Source organism: Streptomyces fractus, assembly GCF_049844455.1.
GTDB classification, from domain to species: Bacteria; Actinomycetota; Actinomycetes; order Streptomycetales; family Streptomycetaceae; genus Streptomyces; species Streptomyces fractus.
On sequence record NZ_JBMYHI010000002.1, the window covers coordinates 5,532,757 to 5,547,047 of the forward strand.

19 protein-coding genes are annotated in these 14,291 nt (G+C 69.6%); 3 read left to right on the forward strand and 16 right to left on the reverse strand.

The window, feature by feature from the left end:
* Window positions 1–124: 124 nt before the first annotated feature.
* Window positions 125–817, reverse strand: a complete 693-nt coding sequence (locus tag ACP4E5_RS27055) for a DUF4129 domain-containing protein (RefSeq protein ID WP_425833010.1) — start codon at window positions 815–817, stop codon at window positions 125–127.
* A 4-nt stretch (window positions 818–821) separates the two neighbouring features.
* The gene (locus ACP4E5_RS27060) at window positions 822–2,210 is read right to left on the reverse strand and encodes a DUF7847 domain-containing protein (protein WP_425833012.1); all 1,389 of its coding nucleotides are present in this window, start codon (window positions 2,208–2,210) and stop codon (window positions 822–824) included.
* A 140-nt stretch (window positions 2,211–2,350) separates the two neighbouring features.
* Between ACP4E5_RS27060 and mtnA the strand changes: the two genes are divergently transcribed.
* Complete coding sequence (gene mtnA, locus ACP4E5_RS27065; RefSeq protein ID WP_425833014.1) at window positions 2,351–3,538, forward strand: S-methyl-5-thioribose-1-phosphate isomerase; 1,188 nt, start codon at window positions 2,351–2,353, stop codon at window positions 3,536–3,538.
* Window positions 3,539–3,625: 87 nt separating this feature from the next.
* Here mtnA and ACP4E5_RS27070 read toward each other — a convergent pair whose 3' ends face one another.
* The 14 genes from ACP4E5_RS27070 to ACP4E5_RS27135 all read right to left on the reverse strand — a co-directional run bounded on the left by ACP4E5_RS27070 (window position 3,626) and on the right by ACP4E5_RS27135 (window position 12,308).
* Entirely contained in the window at window positions 3,626–4,756 is a 1,131-nt protein-coding gene (locus tag ACP4E5_RS27070; RefSeq protein WP_425833016.1) for a site-specific integrase, read from the reverse strand.
* Window positions 4,757–4,833: 77 nt separating this feature from the next.
* Window positions 4,834–5,022 (reverse strand): helix-turn-helix domain-containing protein, encoded by a 189-nt coding sequence (locus ACP4E5_RS27075; RefSeq protein ID WP_425833018.1) that lies wholly within the window; start codon window positions 5,020–5,022, stop codon window positions 4,834–4,836.
* Entirely contained in the window at window positions 5,019–6,395 is a 1,377-nt protein-coding gene (gene repSA / locus ACP4E5_RS27080) for a replication initiator protein RepSA (RefSeq protein ID WP_425833020.1), read from the reverse strand. Before repSA ends, ACP4E5_RS27075 begins: the two co-directional genes overlap by 4 nt.
* On the reverse strand, window positions 6,388–6,792 hold the full coding sequence (locus ACP4E5_RS27085) for an ASCH domain-containing protein (RefSeq protein WP_425833022.1): 405 nt from the start codon (window positions 6,790–6,792) through the stop codon (window positions 6,388–6,390). The genes repSA and ACP4E5_RS27085 overlap by 8 nt, the downstream gene beginning before the upstream one ends.
* Before the next feature lie 2 nt (window positions 6,793–6,794).
* Window positions 6,795–8,309: a DNA cytosine methyltransferase gene (locus ACP4E5_RS27090; protein ID WP_425833024.1), complete on the reverse strand. Its 1,515-nt coding sequence runs from the start codon at window positions 8,307–8,309 to the stop codon at window positions 6,795–6,797.
* Complete coding sequence (locus ACP4E5_RS27095) at window positions 8,306–8,515, reverse strand: hypothetical protein (RefSeq protein WP_425833026.1); 210 nt, start codon at window positions 8,513–8,515, stop codon at window positions 8,306–8,308. Before ACP4E5_RS27095 ends, ACP4E5_RS27090 begins: the two co-directional genes overlap by 4 nt.
* Before the next feature lie 94 nt (window positions 8,516–8,609).
* Window positions 8,610–8,945, reverse strand: coding sequence for a SpdD-like protein (locus ACP4E5_RS27100; protein ID WP_425833028.1), 336 nt, complete (start codon window positions 8,943–8,945; stop codon window positions 8,610–8,612).
* A gap of 25 nt (window positions 8,946–8,970) precedes the next feature.
* Window positions 8,971–9,111 carry a hypothetical protein gene (locus tag ACP4E5_RS27105; RefSeq protein WP_425833030.1) on the reverse strand — a complete coding sequence of 47 codons (141 nt, stop codon included), beginning with the start codon at window positions 9,109–9,111 and terminating at the stop codon, window positions 8,971–8,973.
* A 14-nt stretch (window positions 9,112–9,125) separates the two neighbouring features.
* Window positions 9,126–9,773: a DUF2637 domain-containing protein gene (locus tag ACP4E5_RS27110; protein ID WP_425833032.1), complete on the reverse strand. Its 648-nt coding sequence runs from the start codon at window positions 9,771–9,773 to the stop codon at window positions 9,126–9,128.
* Between the two features lie 80 nt (window positions 9,774–9,853).
* A complete protein-coding gene (locus ACP4E5_RS27115) occupies window positions 9,854–10,042 on the reverse strand; it encodes a hypothetical protein (protein ID WP_425833034.1) in 189 nt (62 codons plus the stop codon).
* A gap of 3 nt (window positions 10,043–10,045) precedes the next feature.
* Window positions 10,046–10,234: a hypothetical protein gene (locus ACP4E5_RS27120; RefSeq protein ID WP_425833036.1), complete on the reverse strand. Its 189-nt coding sequence runs from the start codon at window positions 10,232–10,234 to the stop codon at window positions 10,046–10,048.
* A gap of 5 nt (window positions 10,235–10,239) precedes the next feature.
* Window positions 10,240–10,515 carry a hypothetical protein gene (locus tag ACP4E5_RS27125; protein ID WP_425833038.1) on the reverse strand — a complete coding sequence of 92 codons (276 nt, stop codon included), beginning with the start codon at window positions 10,513–10,515 and terminating at the stop codon, window positions 10,240–10,242.
* Window positions 10,516–10,601: 86 nt separating this feature from the next.
* Window positions 10,602–11,954 (reverse strand): FtsK/SpoIIIE domain-containing protein, encoded by a 1,353-nt coding sequence (locus tag ACP4E5_RS27130; protein WP_425833040.1) that lies wholly within the window; start codon window positions 11,952–11,954, stop codon window positions 10,602–10,604.
* Window positions 11,955–11,960: 6 nt separating this feature from the next.
* Window positions 11,961–12,308 (reverse strand): SCO3933 family regulatory protein, encoded by a 348-nt coding sequence (locus ACP4E5_RS27135; protein WP_425833042.1) that lies wholly within the window; start codon window positions 12,306–12,308, stop codon window positions 11,961–11,963.
* Window positions 12,309–12,460: 152 nt separating this feature from the next.
* Here ACP4E5_RS27135 and ACP4E5_RS27140 point away from each other — a divergent pair, with 152 nt between their 5' ends.
* Window positions 12,461–12,826, forward strand: a complete 366-nt coding sequence (locus ACP4E5_RS27140; protein WP_425833044.1) for a GntR family transcriptional regulator — start codon at window positions 12,461–12,463, stop codon at window positions 12,824–12,826.
* A gap of 234 nt (window positions 12,827–13,060) precedes the next feature.
* Complete coding sequence (locus ACP4E5_RS27145; RefSeq protein WP_425833046.1) at window positions 13,061–14,281, forward strand: helix-turn-helix domain-containing protein; 1,221 nt, start codon at window positions 13,061–13,063, stop codon at window positions 14,279–14,281.
* The last annotated feature ends 10 nt before the right edge of the window (window positions 14,282–14,291 follow it).

A 14,291-nucleotide genomic window follows, 5' to 3' on the forward strand; every position in this document is an offset into this window, starting at 1 on the left:
GGGGGCGGCGGCGGTGGTGCATGTGGGCCGTCCTCAGGCCGCGGGTCTCCGCCCCGGACCCCGCTGTTCAATCTCCGCAGGGGCTTGATTTGCTCACCCGTGCCTCGGGGATCGGTCGGTTCGGTCACCGGGGTGCTCCCGCGGCGGGAGTGAGGACGGGGGTGGTGCGTTCCGCCTCGGTGTCCAGGGTGGACAGGCGCTCGTACATCTCCGGGGTCGCGGTGCGGCCGCCGTACGCGATGTCGTCGAAGTCGCGGGCGGCCGCGCGGAGGCGGTCCGCGTGCTGGGGGAGCGGGCGGGCCGCTTCGGCGGCGGCCTCGTCGGCGGTGCGGCCGGGGCGCGGGTCGAGGAGGGCGCGTTCTTCCAGGGAGCGGACCAGGGCGCGCATGCGTTCCTGGACGGCCTGGTTCCAGTGGCCCTGGGCGGCGTGCGCCGAGGCGGCAGCGCGGTGCTCGGCGGCGCTGCGCGGGCGGTCGTCGAAGAGCGGGGGCGCGGAGGCGGGGGAGCGGCGCGGCGTGCCGAGGCGCCACCAGAGTGCGGCCACCACGGCGACGACGGCCAGCAGGATCACGAGCAGCCCGAAGGTGCCGCCGGGGGCGGCGCCGGCAGCGGCGGAGAAGAGCTCGTCGATCCAGTCCCAGAACTTGTTCAGGGCGCGCATGAACCAGTTCGGGTCGTCCTGGTGGTACGCGGGCTTGGACAGCTCGCGTTTCGCCGCTTCCCGCGCGGGGTCGCGCGGGATCCTCACCGGCGGCTCGTCGCCGCCGGTGAGGACCGACGAGATCGTCGTGTGGAGCACTCCCCCAAGTGCGCTCACCCCATCAGCTCCCCGGGGTGGGGCCGGAGGGGGACCCGTAGTCGGGCAGGCCCGCGGCGCGGGCGAGTTCGAGGTCGAGGGCCTCGCGGCGGATCCGCTGGTCGATGTAGAGGAGCACGCTGACGCCGGCCGTGATCGGGAAGGTGATGGTGGAGCCGACGACCGAGCCGACGCCGGTGATGATGAGGAAGGCCCAGCCGACGTTCCCGCTGCTGTCCAGGATGCCGGTGAAGCCGTCTCCGCTGACCACACCCGCGATCGCGGTGAACGGGAAGAGGATGATCTCCGAGACGATCGCGGCGATCAGGGACGCCAGGATCGTGATGCCGAAGACCCGCCACCAGGAGCCGCGGACAAGTTTGGTGGAGCGGCCCATGGCCTTGCGGACGGTCTGCTTCTCCAGCATCAGGGCGGGCGAGGCCAGCGACAGGCGGACCATCAGCCAGATCGTCACGGCGAGGCCGGCGAGACCGCCGACGACCCCGAGCGCGATGCCGCCCCCGGTCGAGCCGAATGCGGCGACGAGGATGCCGGGCGCGATGCTCACGAACATGATCGCGGCGGCGATCAGCGGGAGCAGCAGTGTCAGGCCGAGCAGCCTGAGGATCTGCGGCCGGGCGTCGCGCCAGGCCTCTCCTATGGTGACGGGCCGGCCGAGCACGGCGCGGCTGGTGACCGTCGTCAGCAGGGCCGTCGCGACGATCGTGCCGAGCAGCGTGACGACCGCGACGAGCGCGGAGCCGACCAGGAGCGTGCCCAGGGCGCTGAAGATCTCGCGCGGGGTGGCGTCGGGGTTGTCGAGGGAAGAACTGGTCGCCGCGTTGTTGAGGGCGAAGCCCTGGAGGAGGACCGCCAGGAGCTGGGTGACCACGGCGACCGTCAGCGAGATTCCGAGGACGGTGCGCCAGTAGGTACGCATCGTGGACACCGCGCCGTCGAGGATCTCGCCGACGCCGAGCGGGCGCAGCGGGATGACGCCGGGCTTGGCCGCCGAGGGCTTGTGCGGCCAGCCGCCGCCCCAGCCGGGGTAGCCGCCGCCTCCGGGGCCGCCCGGCCCCGGGCCGTAGCCGCCAGGTCCTCCGTAGCCACCGGGTCCGCCCTGGCCGCCCCAGCCCTGGCCGCCCCAGCCCTGGCCCTGGCCGGGAGCCGGCGGGGGCGGGGGAGGGGTCTGGGCGGAGCCGGAGGGTGCGGACCACTGGGCGGGCGGCGGCTGCTCCTTGGACCACTTCGGGTCCTGGCCCGCGGCGTCCTGCGGGGCGGCGTCCTGCGGGGCGGCGTCCTGCGGACCGCTGCCCTGTGTGTCGCCGTTCTGCTCGGGGCCGTCCTTGCGGTTGCCGTTCGGGCCGTCGGAGGGGGCAGATCCGGGCGATGCCCAGCCCGGAGTGTCGTTCATCGTCGCTCCTTCAAAGTGCCCGTCCGCGGTCGCGGCAGCAGGTTGGCTGCCATCGTGCCATGGGGTGGGCGCCGGATGACCTGGCCCCGTGAGGGCTGTACTCCTTCAATTGTCGGGTCGGTACGGGGCAGACTGGGCGGATGGCTGATCAGTACGCGCAATCCAGCGAGGACATACGGCCCATCGACGGCATACAGCCCGAGGCCGTCGACATCCCGGCGATCCGGTGGGAGGAACCGGCGGAGGGGCCCGTTCTGGTGCTGCTCGACCAGACGCGGCTGCCCGCGGAAGAGGTCGAGCTGGTGTGCACGGATCCGCAGGCCCTCGTGCAGGCGATCCGTTCTCTGGCGGTGCGCGGGGCGCCGCTGCTCGGGATCGCGGGGGCGTACGGAGTGGCGCTCGCGGCCGCCCGTGGCTTCGACGTCGAGGAGGCGGCCGGCGCGCTGGCGGACGCGCGGCCCACCGCGGTCAATCTGGCGTACGGGGTGCGCAGGGCGCAGGAGGCGTACCGGGCCGCGTTCGGGAGCGGGGAAGGGGAGGACGACGGGGCGCGGGAGCGGGCGGCCGATGCGGCGCTCTCCTCGGCGCGGGCGCTGCACGCGGAGGACGCCGAAGGCAGCGCCAGGATGGCCGAGCACGGCCTGCGACTCCTGGACGAGCTGGTGCCCGGTGGCAATCACCGCATCCTGACGCACTGCAACACCGGGGCGCTGGTCTCCGGCGGTGAGGGCACGGCCTTCGCGGTCGCGCTCGCCGCCCACCGGGTGGGGCGGCTGCGCCGGCTGTGGGTGGACGAGACGCGCCCGCTGCTGCAGGGGGCGCGGCTGACCGCCTACGAGGCCGCGCGCAACGGCATGGCGTACACATTGCTCACGGACAACGCGGCGGGGTCGCTGTTCGCCGCGGGCGAGGTGGATGCCGTGCTCATCGGCGCGGACCGGATCGCGGCCGACGGTTCGGTGGCCAACAAGGTGGGGAGCTATCCGCTCGCGGTGCTGGCGCGATATCACCATGTGCCGTTCATCGTGGTGGCACCGGTGACGACCGTCGATCTGGACACCCCGGACGGTGCGTCCATCGAGGTGGAGCAGCGGGCCGGGCATGAGGTGACGGAGATCACGGCGCCGCGGGCGCCGCTGGCCGGAGTGGAGGCAGGTGGCGGGATTCCGGTGGCACCACTGGGGACGCAGGCGTACAACCCCGCGTTCGACGTGACGCCTCCGGACTTGGTGACGGCGATCGTCACGGAGTGGGGCGTTGTGTCGCCTGTGACAAGTGATGGCTTGGGGGAACTGTGTGCCAGTTCACTCCAGGCAACGATGAGCTAATGGGATGATGGCGTCCTTTACGACGGCAACGGCCCCTCTACCTGCGACGATCCGCAGACGGAGGGGCCGTGACATCCAGGGGTGACATCAACGAGTGATGTCGGGGTCCCCGTCGACATCCAGTTGCCGAAGCCGAGCCGGTTGCCGAAGCAGTCGATCGAGCTGGCCCACGGCATCGATCACGTCCGGGTCCAGAGCCTCAGCGTAGATGTCCATCGTGGTCGCGATGCGGCTATGCCGGAGAACGGCCTTCACGATCCGGGGATGAACCTTCAGGTGCACCAGGAGCGTGCCACACGACTTCCGCAGCCCCTTGGGGTTCATGTGGCCAAGCTCCTCAGCCGCGATCACCCGTTGCATGGTCCCGTAAAGGTTCGTGGCCGCCAGCGGATGCCCGGTCCGAGTAACGAACACATGCCCTTCCGGATCGTCGAACCACGGAAGGCCACGCCCGATGGCGCGCTCCCGCAGCATGGCGGTACGCATGCGGGTCCACCTCAGAGGCGCGATGCACTGAGCCGGCAGCGGCAAGGGCGCCTTGGATGTCTCGCTCTTCGGGTCCAGATCGATCGTCCCCGCACTGGAACGCTGACGCTGCTGTTCGACCCAGAGAATCCGCTTGTCCAGGTCGATGTTCTCCCAGCGAAGGCCGCACACTTCCCCACGTCGCAGGCCCAGCAGGCACAGGAGCAGGAACGCCGGGTAGTACGCGGTCAAGCGCCGGGCCGCAGCCAGGAAGCGCAGCACCGAGACGGCATCCCAGCTCTTGCCGCTGTTCGTAGCCGCGCGAACGTGCACGAGCGTGGCGACGTTCCGAGTCAGGCCGATGTCTTCGACCAGCGCGGCCGTCAGCGCCGCCGAGAGCACCCGAAGCGCGTGCTTGGCTGTCGCGGCCCCTCGGTCCTCCGCGAGGCGTTGCATGGCCCCACGTAGCTCCGATATGCCCAGCTTCAGCATGACCTTGGAGCCCAGACGAGGCCGCAGATGATTGCGCACGGTCTGTTCGTACGTCTCGTAGCTCTTCGGCTTCAGGTTCGGCTTGACGATCACCTCCAGCCAGTAGTCGAACCACTGACCCAAGGTCATGTCGCGAGTCGGAGTCGGAATCCCGCCGTTGGTGCGATCCAGCATGGCCCGACGCTTGCGATCACATTCCTCGTAGGTCTTGCCGTATGCGTACTTCCGCTTCGTCGTGCCGTCTGGCTGGGGGACGTACACGGCTGCTTGGTACCGCCCGTCGGATCGTTTGGTGACCGTGCCGGACCCGTTGGGATTCCGCTTTCGCTGACGGCCCATCAGGCCCCCTCCTCAAGCCGAACACGGACGTAATCGTCGAGCGCGCTCTCCGGGATCCGACGGGCCCGTCCCTCGGTGAAGGAAGCGAGCCTCTTCGAGCGGATCAGGTCGTAGACCTTGGAACGGCTGTACTTCAGACGCGCCATAACCTCCGGCACGGTCAGCAGTTCAGGCGCGGCGGTGGTCATGTTGCGGCTCCTTCCGAGGCGCGTTGGTCGTGCAGGGCTTCGCGTGCGGTTTCGCGGTTGATGCGGATGTCTTCGGCGATGCTCGCGGCGAGGGCGGATTCGCCGGGGGTGTGGCCGTGGCCGGCGTACTGCCAGTCGGCGAGGACGAGGGTGGTGTCGGGGTCGGGGAGGCCGAGGGCTTCGCGTTGCTGTTCGGCGCGGTAGTCGGCGCGGACCTGTCGACGAGCGCCGAAGGTCGAGGAGTAGGCGCGGGACTTGGTCAGGAAGTGGCCCCGGAAGCCGAGCATGTGCGCCCACGCCCAGAGCCGTCGTTCGGGGTGGAGCGGGTCGAGGTCGTGGCAGGCGCGGATCAGGCGGCGGGTGTGGTCGGGTACGTCGGTGCGGTCGAGTTCGGCGAGTTCGCCGATGCGCCGGTCCAGGGCGCCCGCGATCTCGGCGGCTTTGGTGGCGTACTTGGCGACGTAGGAGGCCACGGCCCCTTCGGTGATCTCGTCTCCGTCGTTGAACGCAGTGATGGGGCGGACGTCGAGTTGGTCGCCCCAGCGCAGGGACCGGGCCGGCTGGCCGTCGGCGGCGGGAACCTGAGCGGTCACGTACGGATGGGCCACGGCCTGGCGGATCGCGTCGGCGAGCAGGTCGAGGGTCGCCCAGGGCGGCGGGATGGTGTCGGGCCCGTCGGGTCCGTCGAGGCGGATCACGGCATGGAAGTGGATCGCTCCGCGCTTTTGGAACTCGGCGACCTTGTTGAACGACAACCGGGCCGTCTGCCGGAACGCGCTCTGGGTGAGGCCCGCGGCCGAGGCGAGTTCGCGGCGCAGGCGGTTGGTGAAGCGGTGCCACAACTCGCCCGCATGGTTGTTGAACAGGACCGCGCCCGCGTAGTCGTACGACTCCGGATCGAGCGGGGTGCCAAGCGCGGAATCGTCCTCAGCATGGCGCCTTCCGCAGCGGCAGCGGCCGGAGTCGGGCCGGTTGTGGACCGGGCCGAACGAGGGCGCGGTCAGCGTCACGAAGACGCGAGGGCGTTCGCGCACCGTGGCCGGGATGCTCATGCGGTCGTCGCCGGTCAGGCCCGCGCGCACCAGGTGGTAGGCGTCACCCGCGTAGAGGTAGGCGCAGGGTGGGCAGCGGGAGGCGCGGCGGTTGCCGCAGGCGATGCGGAGCCGGCCGCCGGGCATGTCCCCGGTCGCGGTGTCATGCAGCACGGTCCCGGTGGCTTTGTCGCGGGTGACGGACCAGCCGGTCAGGTGGATCGGGTTGGAACAGCCGCCCGTGCGGCGGATCTGCTCGCGCCATTCGTCGAAGTCGGGGGCGGAGGCTACCCGCAGGATGTCGGCGAGGACGATCGGGTCCAGCGTCTCGGTTTCAGGCACGGGCCATCACCAGCTCCCGGACTGCGCCGACGAGTTGAGGGGTGGGTGTCCACAGGCCGCGTGCGCCCGGCCAGAACAGGGGCTGCCGCAGTGTGCGCACGTCGGTGAACTTCCAGTGCCACTGGTCGGAGGCGGACCACAGGGTGCAGTAGCCGTCGCCGGGGTGGCAGTCGACCAGCCGGCCCACGGCCAGGACCGCGCCCCGCGGTTGCGGGCGGGTGAGGAAGGGCCGGGCGAGGGGGAGGTTCCAGGCGTCGCGGTCGAGGGTGCGTCCGGCATGGATGAGGACCCAGCCCCGGTAGCTGGTCGACCAGTGCCGGTTCTCGATCCGCTTCGGGCCGTAGGCGATGCAGGACGCCCAGGGCTGCCACAGGGTCAGTGCACGCACTTCGGGCATGGTCACAGCACCTCCAGCAGGCGGGAGGCGATCCACTGCGCGACGTTCGCGGGTACGGCGTTGCCAGCTTGCTTGGTCTGCTCACCGCCGTGCCCCTTCACCTCGTAGTCGTCGGTGAAGCGCTGGGCGCGCAGGTGCTCGCGCGGGGACAGCATCCGGAAGTAGCAGTCCTCCACCTCCGCAGGCGCGGGGGCGGGTTCGGTGCGGAGGACGAGTCCGGCGGATTCGTGGGTGGCGATCGTGTGCAGCGGTGTGCCCGTCGTGGTCCGCGTGCCCTTGCGGTATGGGATGACCAGGCCGTGGTGATTGCCGCCTGCGGTGATCGAGGCGAGCGGGTCGGCGATTGCGCGGGTGGTGGAGCCTCCGCCGCGGTGCTCGGTGATGAACGGCGCGGGAACGAGGAGGGCTTCGCTCTCGCGGGTGGTGCGGGTGCGCATCGGCACGGTGACGGTGGCCGGGTCGGTGTTCCAGCTTCCGCCGACCGGGACCAGCAGCGGAGGCATGGCGAGGCCGTCGCCGATGCGGACGGTGCGGGTGGGCAGCGGAGCGGACAGCGCGGGGAAGGCGCGACCGTCGCCCTGGTCGGAGTGGTTGACCGTGACCACGGTGGGGACGCGGTGCTTGCCGAGGCCGAGTCGGATCTTCCGGAGTGTGGACGCGGCGAGGGGGCGCATGCCCTTCTCGGCGCGGTCGCCGATGCGGGTACCGGGGTCGGTCCAGTTGATCGCGGCGGCGGCCGGGCGCACGTACGGTTCGACGATCCGGTGGCGGCATGTGGTGTTGGGGCAGCGGTAGTCGTATTGCTGGCGGTACTTGCCGATCTTTCGGCCGTTGCGCCAGGACTGCCGCGCCGACACCTCGGTTTCGCAGGCAGGGCACCAGGCGAGCGGACGGACGTCGAGGTCCGGGGCGCGCATCTCGGTGCGGGTGAAGACGATGAAGATCCGGTCCCGCCACTGCGGAGCATGCGGATTCACCTCCGTGTCGCCGACGTGGGCGGCGGAGACGGAGACGACTTGATTCCGGAAGCCGAGAATCTCCATGCCGTGCAGCCACCAGGCGAACAGCGGCCACGCGGTCGCGAAGCGCGGCACGTTCTCGCAGACCACGGCGTCGAAGTGGTGCACCTCTGCGGCGCGCAGGATGTCGTACGCGGTCGCCCGAGTGCGCTCCCACGCCGCATCGGCCATCGGGCCTTCGTCGAGGAGGTCGAGTTGCCCGGGGATCGGGCTCGGAGCCTTGCGGCTGATGCCGTCGGCAGGGCTGCCCTCGGTGCAGATCGGAGAGCCGACCAGGACGCGGGCCTTGGGCAGGCGCCGCATGTCGTAGTGGTCGAGGTCGACGCAGAGGTGTTCTGCCTCGGGGAAGTTCGCGGCGTGGGTCTCGACCGCGCGGTTCCAGTGGTTGGCGCCGAGAACAACGTCGAAGCCGGCCCGCCGGAACCCGTCGGAGTCGCCGCCCGCACCACAGAACAGGTGGATCGAGGTGGGGCGCGAGGTCGCAGCACGGCGCATCATCGGGCCGCCTCCACCAGCTCGACGGGGCGGGAACCGACGCGCACGGAGCGGGAGCGGATACCTGTGCCGTGGCAGACCGGGCAGTCGACGGTGACCGTGGGCAGGTGACCACGGGCGTCGCGGTCGAGGCCGGAGGATACGGCGGCGGAGGCGAAGCCGTCGCAGTTCGAGCAGACGCGGGCGGTCGCCGGAGGCGGGTGCTGCATGATGGTGACTTCCTTCCGGATCAGTTGGTTCAGGTAGGAGGCGCGGCGCCCGGGCGGCGGATGCTTGGCGGTATCGGAGCCGCCCGGGGGCCGGTCAACGACGACGGTTGTCCGTGGTGAGGATCGAGCGGACGACGAGCGCGACGACCGCGAGCGCACCGGCGGTGATCGCGACCGCGAGGAGCATGGAGACGAGCACGGCGCCGACCGTGAGCATGGCGAGAACGCCACCGCCGACGACCAGGGCCAGGGCACCGGGGGTGAGCCGCACCGAGGGCCGGGCCGTAGCCGAGACGGGAGCCGGGGCGGAGTGCTGGCAGCCGCAGGACGCGTGACCGGTCTCGCTCGGGGTGACAGTGCCGAGGGTGGTGATGGTCGGGACGACCTCACCGGTCGGCTGGGGATTGACTGGAATCTTGGGCGTGAACACGGGTGGAACTCCCTTCTCAGGCCGATTAGTTGACGAACGGGTTGATCACGGGGGCGAGAAAGTAGCCGCCGAGCAGCAGGACGGCGACCAGCCACCAGGGCAGGCGGACGAGCTTGATGCCGAGTACGCCGACGCACAGGACGAAGAACCACAGCGGAACGTCCATGACGGGCCGTCCTTTCAGGCGAGTTGGGTGGCCAGGGATTCGGCCATCGGGGCGGGCACACCGAGGCGGGTCCGCAGGGTGTCCGCGTCGATCGCGGTGCCGGTCGCGGTGCGGTGTGCGTCGGCGATCGTCCGGGCCCGCTCGACCAGCGCCGGAGGCACGGACGCCGTAGGCGCGGGCGACGGGACGGATGCGGGCAGGGCGGGCGCCTCCGCCGGGGTGTCGAGCACGGTCGAAGGCTCGGGGCGCGGTTCGCGAACCGGGTCCACGGGGTCGGTGTCCGGCAGGTTCTCGGGGTCGGGGTCGGGGTTGTGGGCGAGGAGAGTGCCGCCGAGGAAGGCGAGGGCGGGCCAGCCGGCGACCAGGAAGCGCAGCCACGCGGGAGCATGGGCGAGGTCGAGGAATCCGGCGGTGGCGACGTTGGCACCGAGCGAGGTGGTGAGAGCGACGAGGAACCAGCACCAGGCCAGACGACGGGTGCGACCGGTGCGAAGCCGTCGCCACGCAGCCACGAGGAGCAGGTCGACCGAGACGGGGTAGGCCCACGCCTTCCAGCCGGTCTGTCCGGCAGCGGCAGCGATGTCGTGCAGGTGGGCGAAGGACAGCGCCCCGGCGATCACGGCCTGTACGAGAACGGCATCCGGACGGATCGAGCGGTTCACTTCTCTTCACCTCCTTCAAGGGGATGGGGCCAGGACAGGGCGGGGCTCACGAGGTCCGGCCGCCCTCTCCCGGCACGTGTTCAGTCGGTCGGTGCGTCGCCGGAGCCCAGGCAGGTCAGGCACAGGCCCGTTTGCTGGGCATCGGGGATCTCGCGCTTCCGGCCGACGCGGACCGAGACGGAGACCTCGCCGGAGCCCTTGCAGGCCGGGCACTTGGCCGGTTCGGCGGGAGTGGCGGTCGAGGGCTTCTTGCGGCGGGTGGTGGCCACGACTCACGCCTCCCGACCGGGCTCGTCAGCGGGGCCGTAGCCGGGCGTGATGCCGTCAGCAGGCAGCGAGAGGGCCAGGGCACCGCCCACGACGTCGGCGAACTCTTCGTCAACGCCGGGGCGTTCGGAGTACAGGCACAGGTCGCCGAGCATCACCACGGTGCGGTTGAAGTCGTCGCAGCGGTCGCACATCACGATCAGCCCGCCTTCCGCAGGTCGACGGGAGCGGCATCGGCCGCACTGATCTCCTTGGCAGTGGCCCACTCCTCGACGGCGGCGGCGTACGCGGCCACGGTCTGGACGAGGTCGTGGGCGAACGCGCGCTGCACGGCTAGGGGCACGGAGTCGAAGAGCGAGACACTCAGGAACTGACCGATGTCGTCCAGGGCGAGGATCGGCGCGCGCTCGGTGCCGTAGGTGTGGCAGCGGATCGTGGTCTCTTCGGTGGGATGGAACGAGGCGGACAGGCTCATGACCTGGCCTTCCTTCCGGTTTCCGACATGGGTGGGGTAGGGATCTGGCGTGAGGCGGTCACGCCGACCGGGGTGGAGCGGGAGGGCTACGAGGTGATGGCCGGGGTCGCGTCCGGGGCCGCAGCCGGCGCGGGCAACGCGATCACGGGCCGGTAAGCAGCAAGCGCCGGGATCTCCGGGGTCAGGTACGCGAACTCACGGCACACGGCGACCACATCACCGATCGACACCTTTGGCGTACGAATCCGGGTCCAGGTGCCCGAGGAGTCCCCGGCGACCGCCATACCGGCCCGCTGGGAAGCGATCGCGGTAGCGGCCTGTACGGCAAGGTCGTTGATGTCACCGAGGCCCATCTCGGCGGTCTGCTTGTCGTTGCAGCGATGCGCGACCCGGTTGGTCAACTGCGCCCGCAACGCTGTGGCACCCTTGCCCAGCTCCGAGCCGAAACGCTGCCCGGCGATCTCCAGATGGATACCGACCGCGCGGGAGAGCTGAGCCAGCCGCACGAGCTGCGTGACCATGCGGTCACGTCGGGCGGTGTCGACCTTGGAGGCGACGAGGAAGAGTTCGGCGATCTCGTCGACCAGGACCACGATCGGTACCGGGCGCAGCTTCTTGGGCAGTCCCCATATGTCCGAGGTGATGTCCTCCAGCGGGGTGTCCGGGGCGATGCCCTGGTGCAGACAGAGCAGGTCGAAGCGGTCCTCCATCTCGCCCACCAGCGCATCCAGCAGGCCATCGGCCTCATCGGGAGTGGTGGCCAGTGCGGTCAGCCGAGATGCGAACGCGTTCTGCTCAACCCCGCGCTTACAGTCGATGCCGACCATGGCGACGTCCAGGGGCGCGAGTGCCTTGATCAGGCAGCGTTGGAACATCGACTTCCCGGACTTGGTGGCGCCCAGGGTGAGCCCGTGCGGGGACTCCTGGTAGTCCCGCACGTACGGAAGGCCGTCCTCCCGCAGCGCCACCACGGCCGACAGCGGGCCCGTGGCGAGTCGGCGCGGCATACGGACCTTCGCGAGGATGTCGAAGGCGATCAGCCGTAGCTCGACGAATCCCGGCTTGATCTCTGCCACGTGCACGGAGTGCACGGCCCAGGCGTGCCGCAACCGCTCAGCGGACTTGGTGACGTCCTCCGGGGTCAGCCCGGCAGGCAGCTTGAGGCGCAGCCGCACGCCGGTCGCAGTGGGACGAATGCCGTGCACGCCCGGAATGCGGGGGCGGGCCACCTCAGCACTGACCGCCTTCTTGGCGAACACCTTCCACCACGGCGGGGACACGGTCAGCTCACAGGCTTCCATGGTCTGCCGGTAGGAGGTGAACACCCTTCCCAGGGCGAGGGGCAGACCGAACAGGACCCAGTACACGGACGGAGCCTTGGCCCGCGCGATCAGCGCGAGCACTACCAACGCGATGACGAGCCACAGCAGTTCGGTCATCGCGGGTCAGCCCTTGCCGTTCGAGCCGGCCGCCGTGAGGTTCTTCGCGGTGACCGCGATCGCGCGGTAGCTGATGCCATGCCCGAAGTCGTTCTCCCACGGCCGCGCCACCAGGCCGGGGAACTCAACAGGCATGCCCGGCACCAGGTCGGGCTGAATGCCGTCCTCGGCGACCACGACGGTCAGCGCGTCCGGACGACCGTCCACGATGACCGCCACGTTCACGTTGAACAGGGTCTTGCCCGACGTCCGGTCGGTCGCGACCTCACCGGTCTCCCGGTTCTTCACCTTCGGCTCAGGGGCCTGGATCAGCATGACCGTCATCGCGGCGGTGTCCACAGGGATCTGACGCATGGGAACTACTCCTTGATGGCAGGATCTAACGTACTTAGTACGTCAGGTTGGATTCCAAAGTGCACCTGTCTTACTTGTTATGTCAAGTGGTTGTTCTCGACTGATGTCGGCGCGCTGTGCTGCACTAGGTACAACAAGCGCGGAGAGGGGCTATGGCCGAGTTCGACGGACTTGCGATGTACTTGAAGATCGCCGAAAGGATCAAGAACGAGATCGACAGCGGATCACGAGTGAAGGGCTCGAAGATCCCGTCAGAGTCGGAGCTGATGAAGGAAGACGATGTCTCGCGCACCGTGGCCCGGCAGGCGATCGCTCGTCTCCGTGAAGACGGTTACGTGATCTCCCACCAGGGCAAGGGGAGTTTCGTCTCCGACCCGTCGGAGCGGAAGGAACGCAAGAGCCCCGAGTACGCGCAGATCACGGAGCATCTCGACGAAGTCCTTCGCGACGTACGGAAGTTGGCGAAGCGGATGGATCACCTTGAGGAACTGGTCCGGAGTCAGATGCCAAAGCCGTAGCCATGGCGTCGACCCGGCGCCCAAGGTTGGCCACCTCCTCTCCAACTCCCTTGATCCGCTCGAACAGTTCCAGTCGTTCTTTCGGGGTCAGCGCCATCGTTGGCCACCTCGTCGCAAGCTCGGACTGACAACCTCTCGGGTGTCAGCAACGCTAGGTCCGGTTCTCAACGGCACCCTGGAAAATTCCTCCGGGGTCCGCAGAAGGGGCAGGTGGACGCTCTTCCTATGCGAGGAATGACGACGAACCTGACGATCGGCGAACGCGTCGCGTGGTACCGCCGACGGCGCGGAATCTCCCAGGAAGTGTTGGCCGGCCGGGTCGGCCGAACGGTCGACTGGCTCAGCAAGGCCGAGAACAACCGGCTGGAGCTGGACCGTCTGTCAGTCATCAAGACTCTGGCCGATGCCCTGGACGTGAGCTTGGGCGATCTGCTCGCCGAACCGACGCTCATGGACTGGACACCCGACAGCGGTACCCGGACCGTTCCCGCTCTGCGATCAGCGCTGATGAACTATCGGCAGCTCACACCCCTTCTGGGCGTCCCGACGGAGGGCGAGCCGACGCCCCTCGATGACCTTCGCGCGAACGTGGTCGAGGTCTGGGATGCGTACCAGGATTCCCGGTTCGGGTTCGCCACCCACCGCCTTCCGCTCCTTCTGACGGATGCGCTCATCGCGGCGCAGTCGTACGACGGACAGGAGAGGGACACCGCCCACGACCTGACCGCCATGACGTACCAGGGCGCGGCCATGGTCCTCACGAAACTCGGCGAAACCGACCTTGCATGGATCGCTGCCGACCGAGGGCTCAACTCGGCTCAGCAGACGGGAAATCCCGTGGTGACCGGGTCGCTCTTCCGGTCGGTCGCTCACTGCCTGCTCTCGAACGGGCGGTTCGATGCCGCCGTGCAGCTCGTCAGCGATGCAGCGGAACACCTTCGGCCGCAGCTCAACCGAGTGGACGTGTCCCCCGGGTTCCTGTCGATCTACGGGACGTTGTTCCTCACCGGTTCGATGGCGGCGGCCCGTGCGGAGGACCGCGCGGCAACCACAGAGTTCCTCGACCAGGCCGAGCGGATCTCAGAGCAGCTCGGCGAGGACGCAAACCACGTCTGGACCGCATTCGGGCCGACCAACGTCGCCATCCATCGAGTCGCCACGGCCGCCGAACTGGGCGACATGCAGATTGCCATGGACCTCGGACCGGAGATCGACACGAGTGGACTGCCGACCGAGCGGCGCACGCGTCACAACATCGAAGTGGCCCGCGCGCTGAGCCTCACCAACCGCACGGACGAGGCTCTGGCCAAGCTCCTCGAAGCGGAGAGCTGGGCACCCGAGCAGGTGCGCAGTCACTACCTCGCACGTGAACTCGTACTCACCTGGGTTCGGAACCAGCGAGGCCGGCCCGGACCTCAGCTTGCCGACTTGGCCCAGCGGCTCCACGTCGTGTGACGTAGGTACG

Excerpts from the sequence above, each read along its gene's own strand:
- mtnA (WP_425833014.1), top strand. The coding sequence starts at position 2,351 with ATGGCTGATCAGTACGCGCAATCCAGCGAGGACATACGGCCCATCGAC.
- ACP4E5_RS27125 (WP_425833038.1), bottom strand. The coding sequence starts at position 10,515 with ATGAGCCTGTCCGCCTCGTTCCATCCCACCGAAGAGACCACGATCCGC.
- ACP4E5_RS27105 (WP_425833030.1), bottom strand. The coding sequence starts at position 9,111 with ATGGACGTTCCGCTGTGGTTCTTCGTCCTGTGCGTCGGCGTACTCGGC.
- ACP4E5_RS27085 (WP_425833022.1), bottom strand. The coding sequence starts at position 6,792 with ATGCCCGAAGTGCGTGCACTGACCCTGTGGCAGCCCTGGGCGTCCTGC.
- ACP4E5_RS27090 (WP_425833024.1), bottom strand. The coding sequence starts at position 8,309 with ATGATGCGCCGTGCTGCGACCTCGCGCCCCACCTCGATCCACCTGTTC.
- ACP4E5_RS27140 (WP_425833044.1), top strand. The coding sequence starts at position 12,461 with ATGGCCGAGTTCGACGGACTTGCGATGTACTTGAAGATCGCCGAAAGG.
- ACP4E5_RS27130 (WP_425833040.1), bottom strand. The coding sequence starts at position 11,954 with ATGACCGAACTGCTGTGGCTCGTCATCGCGTTGGTAGTGCTCGCGCTG.
- ACP4E5_RS27145 (WP_425833046.1), top strand. The coding sequence starts at position 13,061 with ATGACGACGAACCTGACGATCGGCGAACGCGTCGCGTGGTACCGCCGA.
- ACP4E5_RS27060 (WP_425833012.1), bottom strand. The coding sequence starts at position 2,210 with ATGAACGACACTCCGGGCTGGGCATCGCCCGGATCTGCCCCCTCCGAC.
- ACP4E5_RS27120 (WP_425833036.1), bottom strand. The coding sequence starts at position 10,234 with ATGTGCGACCGCTGCGACGACTTCAACCGCACCGTGGTGATGCTCGGC.
- ACP4E5_RS27135 (WP_425833042.1), bottom strand. The coding sequence starts at position 12,308 with ATGCGTCAGATCCCTGTGGACACCGCCGCGATGACGGTCATGCTGATC.
- ACP4E5_RS27075 (WP_425833018.1), bottom strand. The coding sequence starts at position 5,022 with ATGACCACCGCCGCGCCTGAACTGCTGACCGTGCCGGAGGTTATGGCG.
- ACP4E5_RS27095 (WP_425833026.1), bottom strand. The coding sequence starts at position 8,515 with ATGCAGCACCCGCCTCCGGCGACCGCCCGCGTCTGCTCGAACTGCGAC.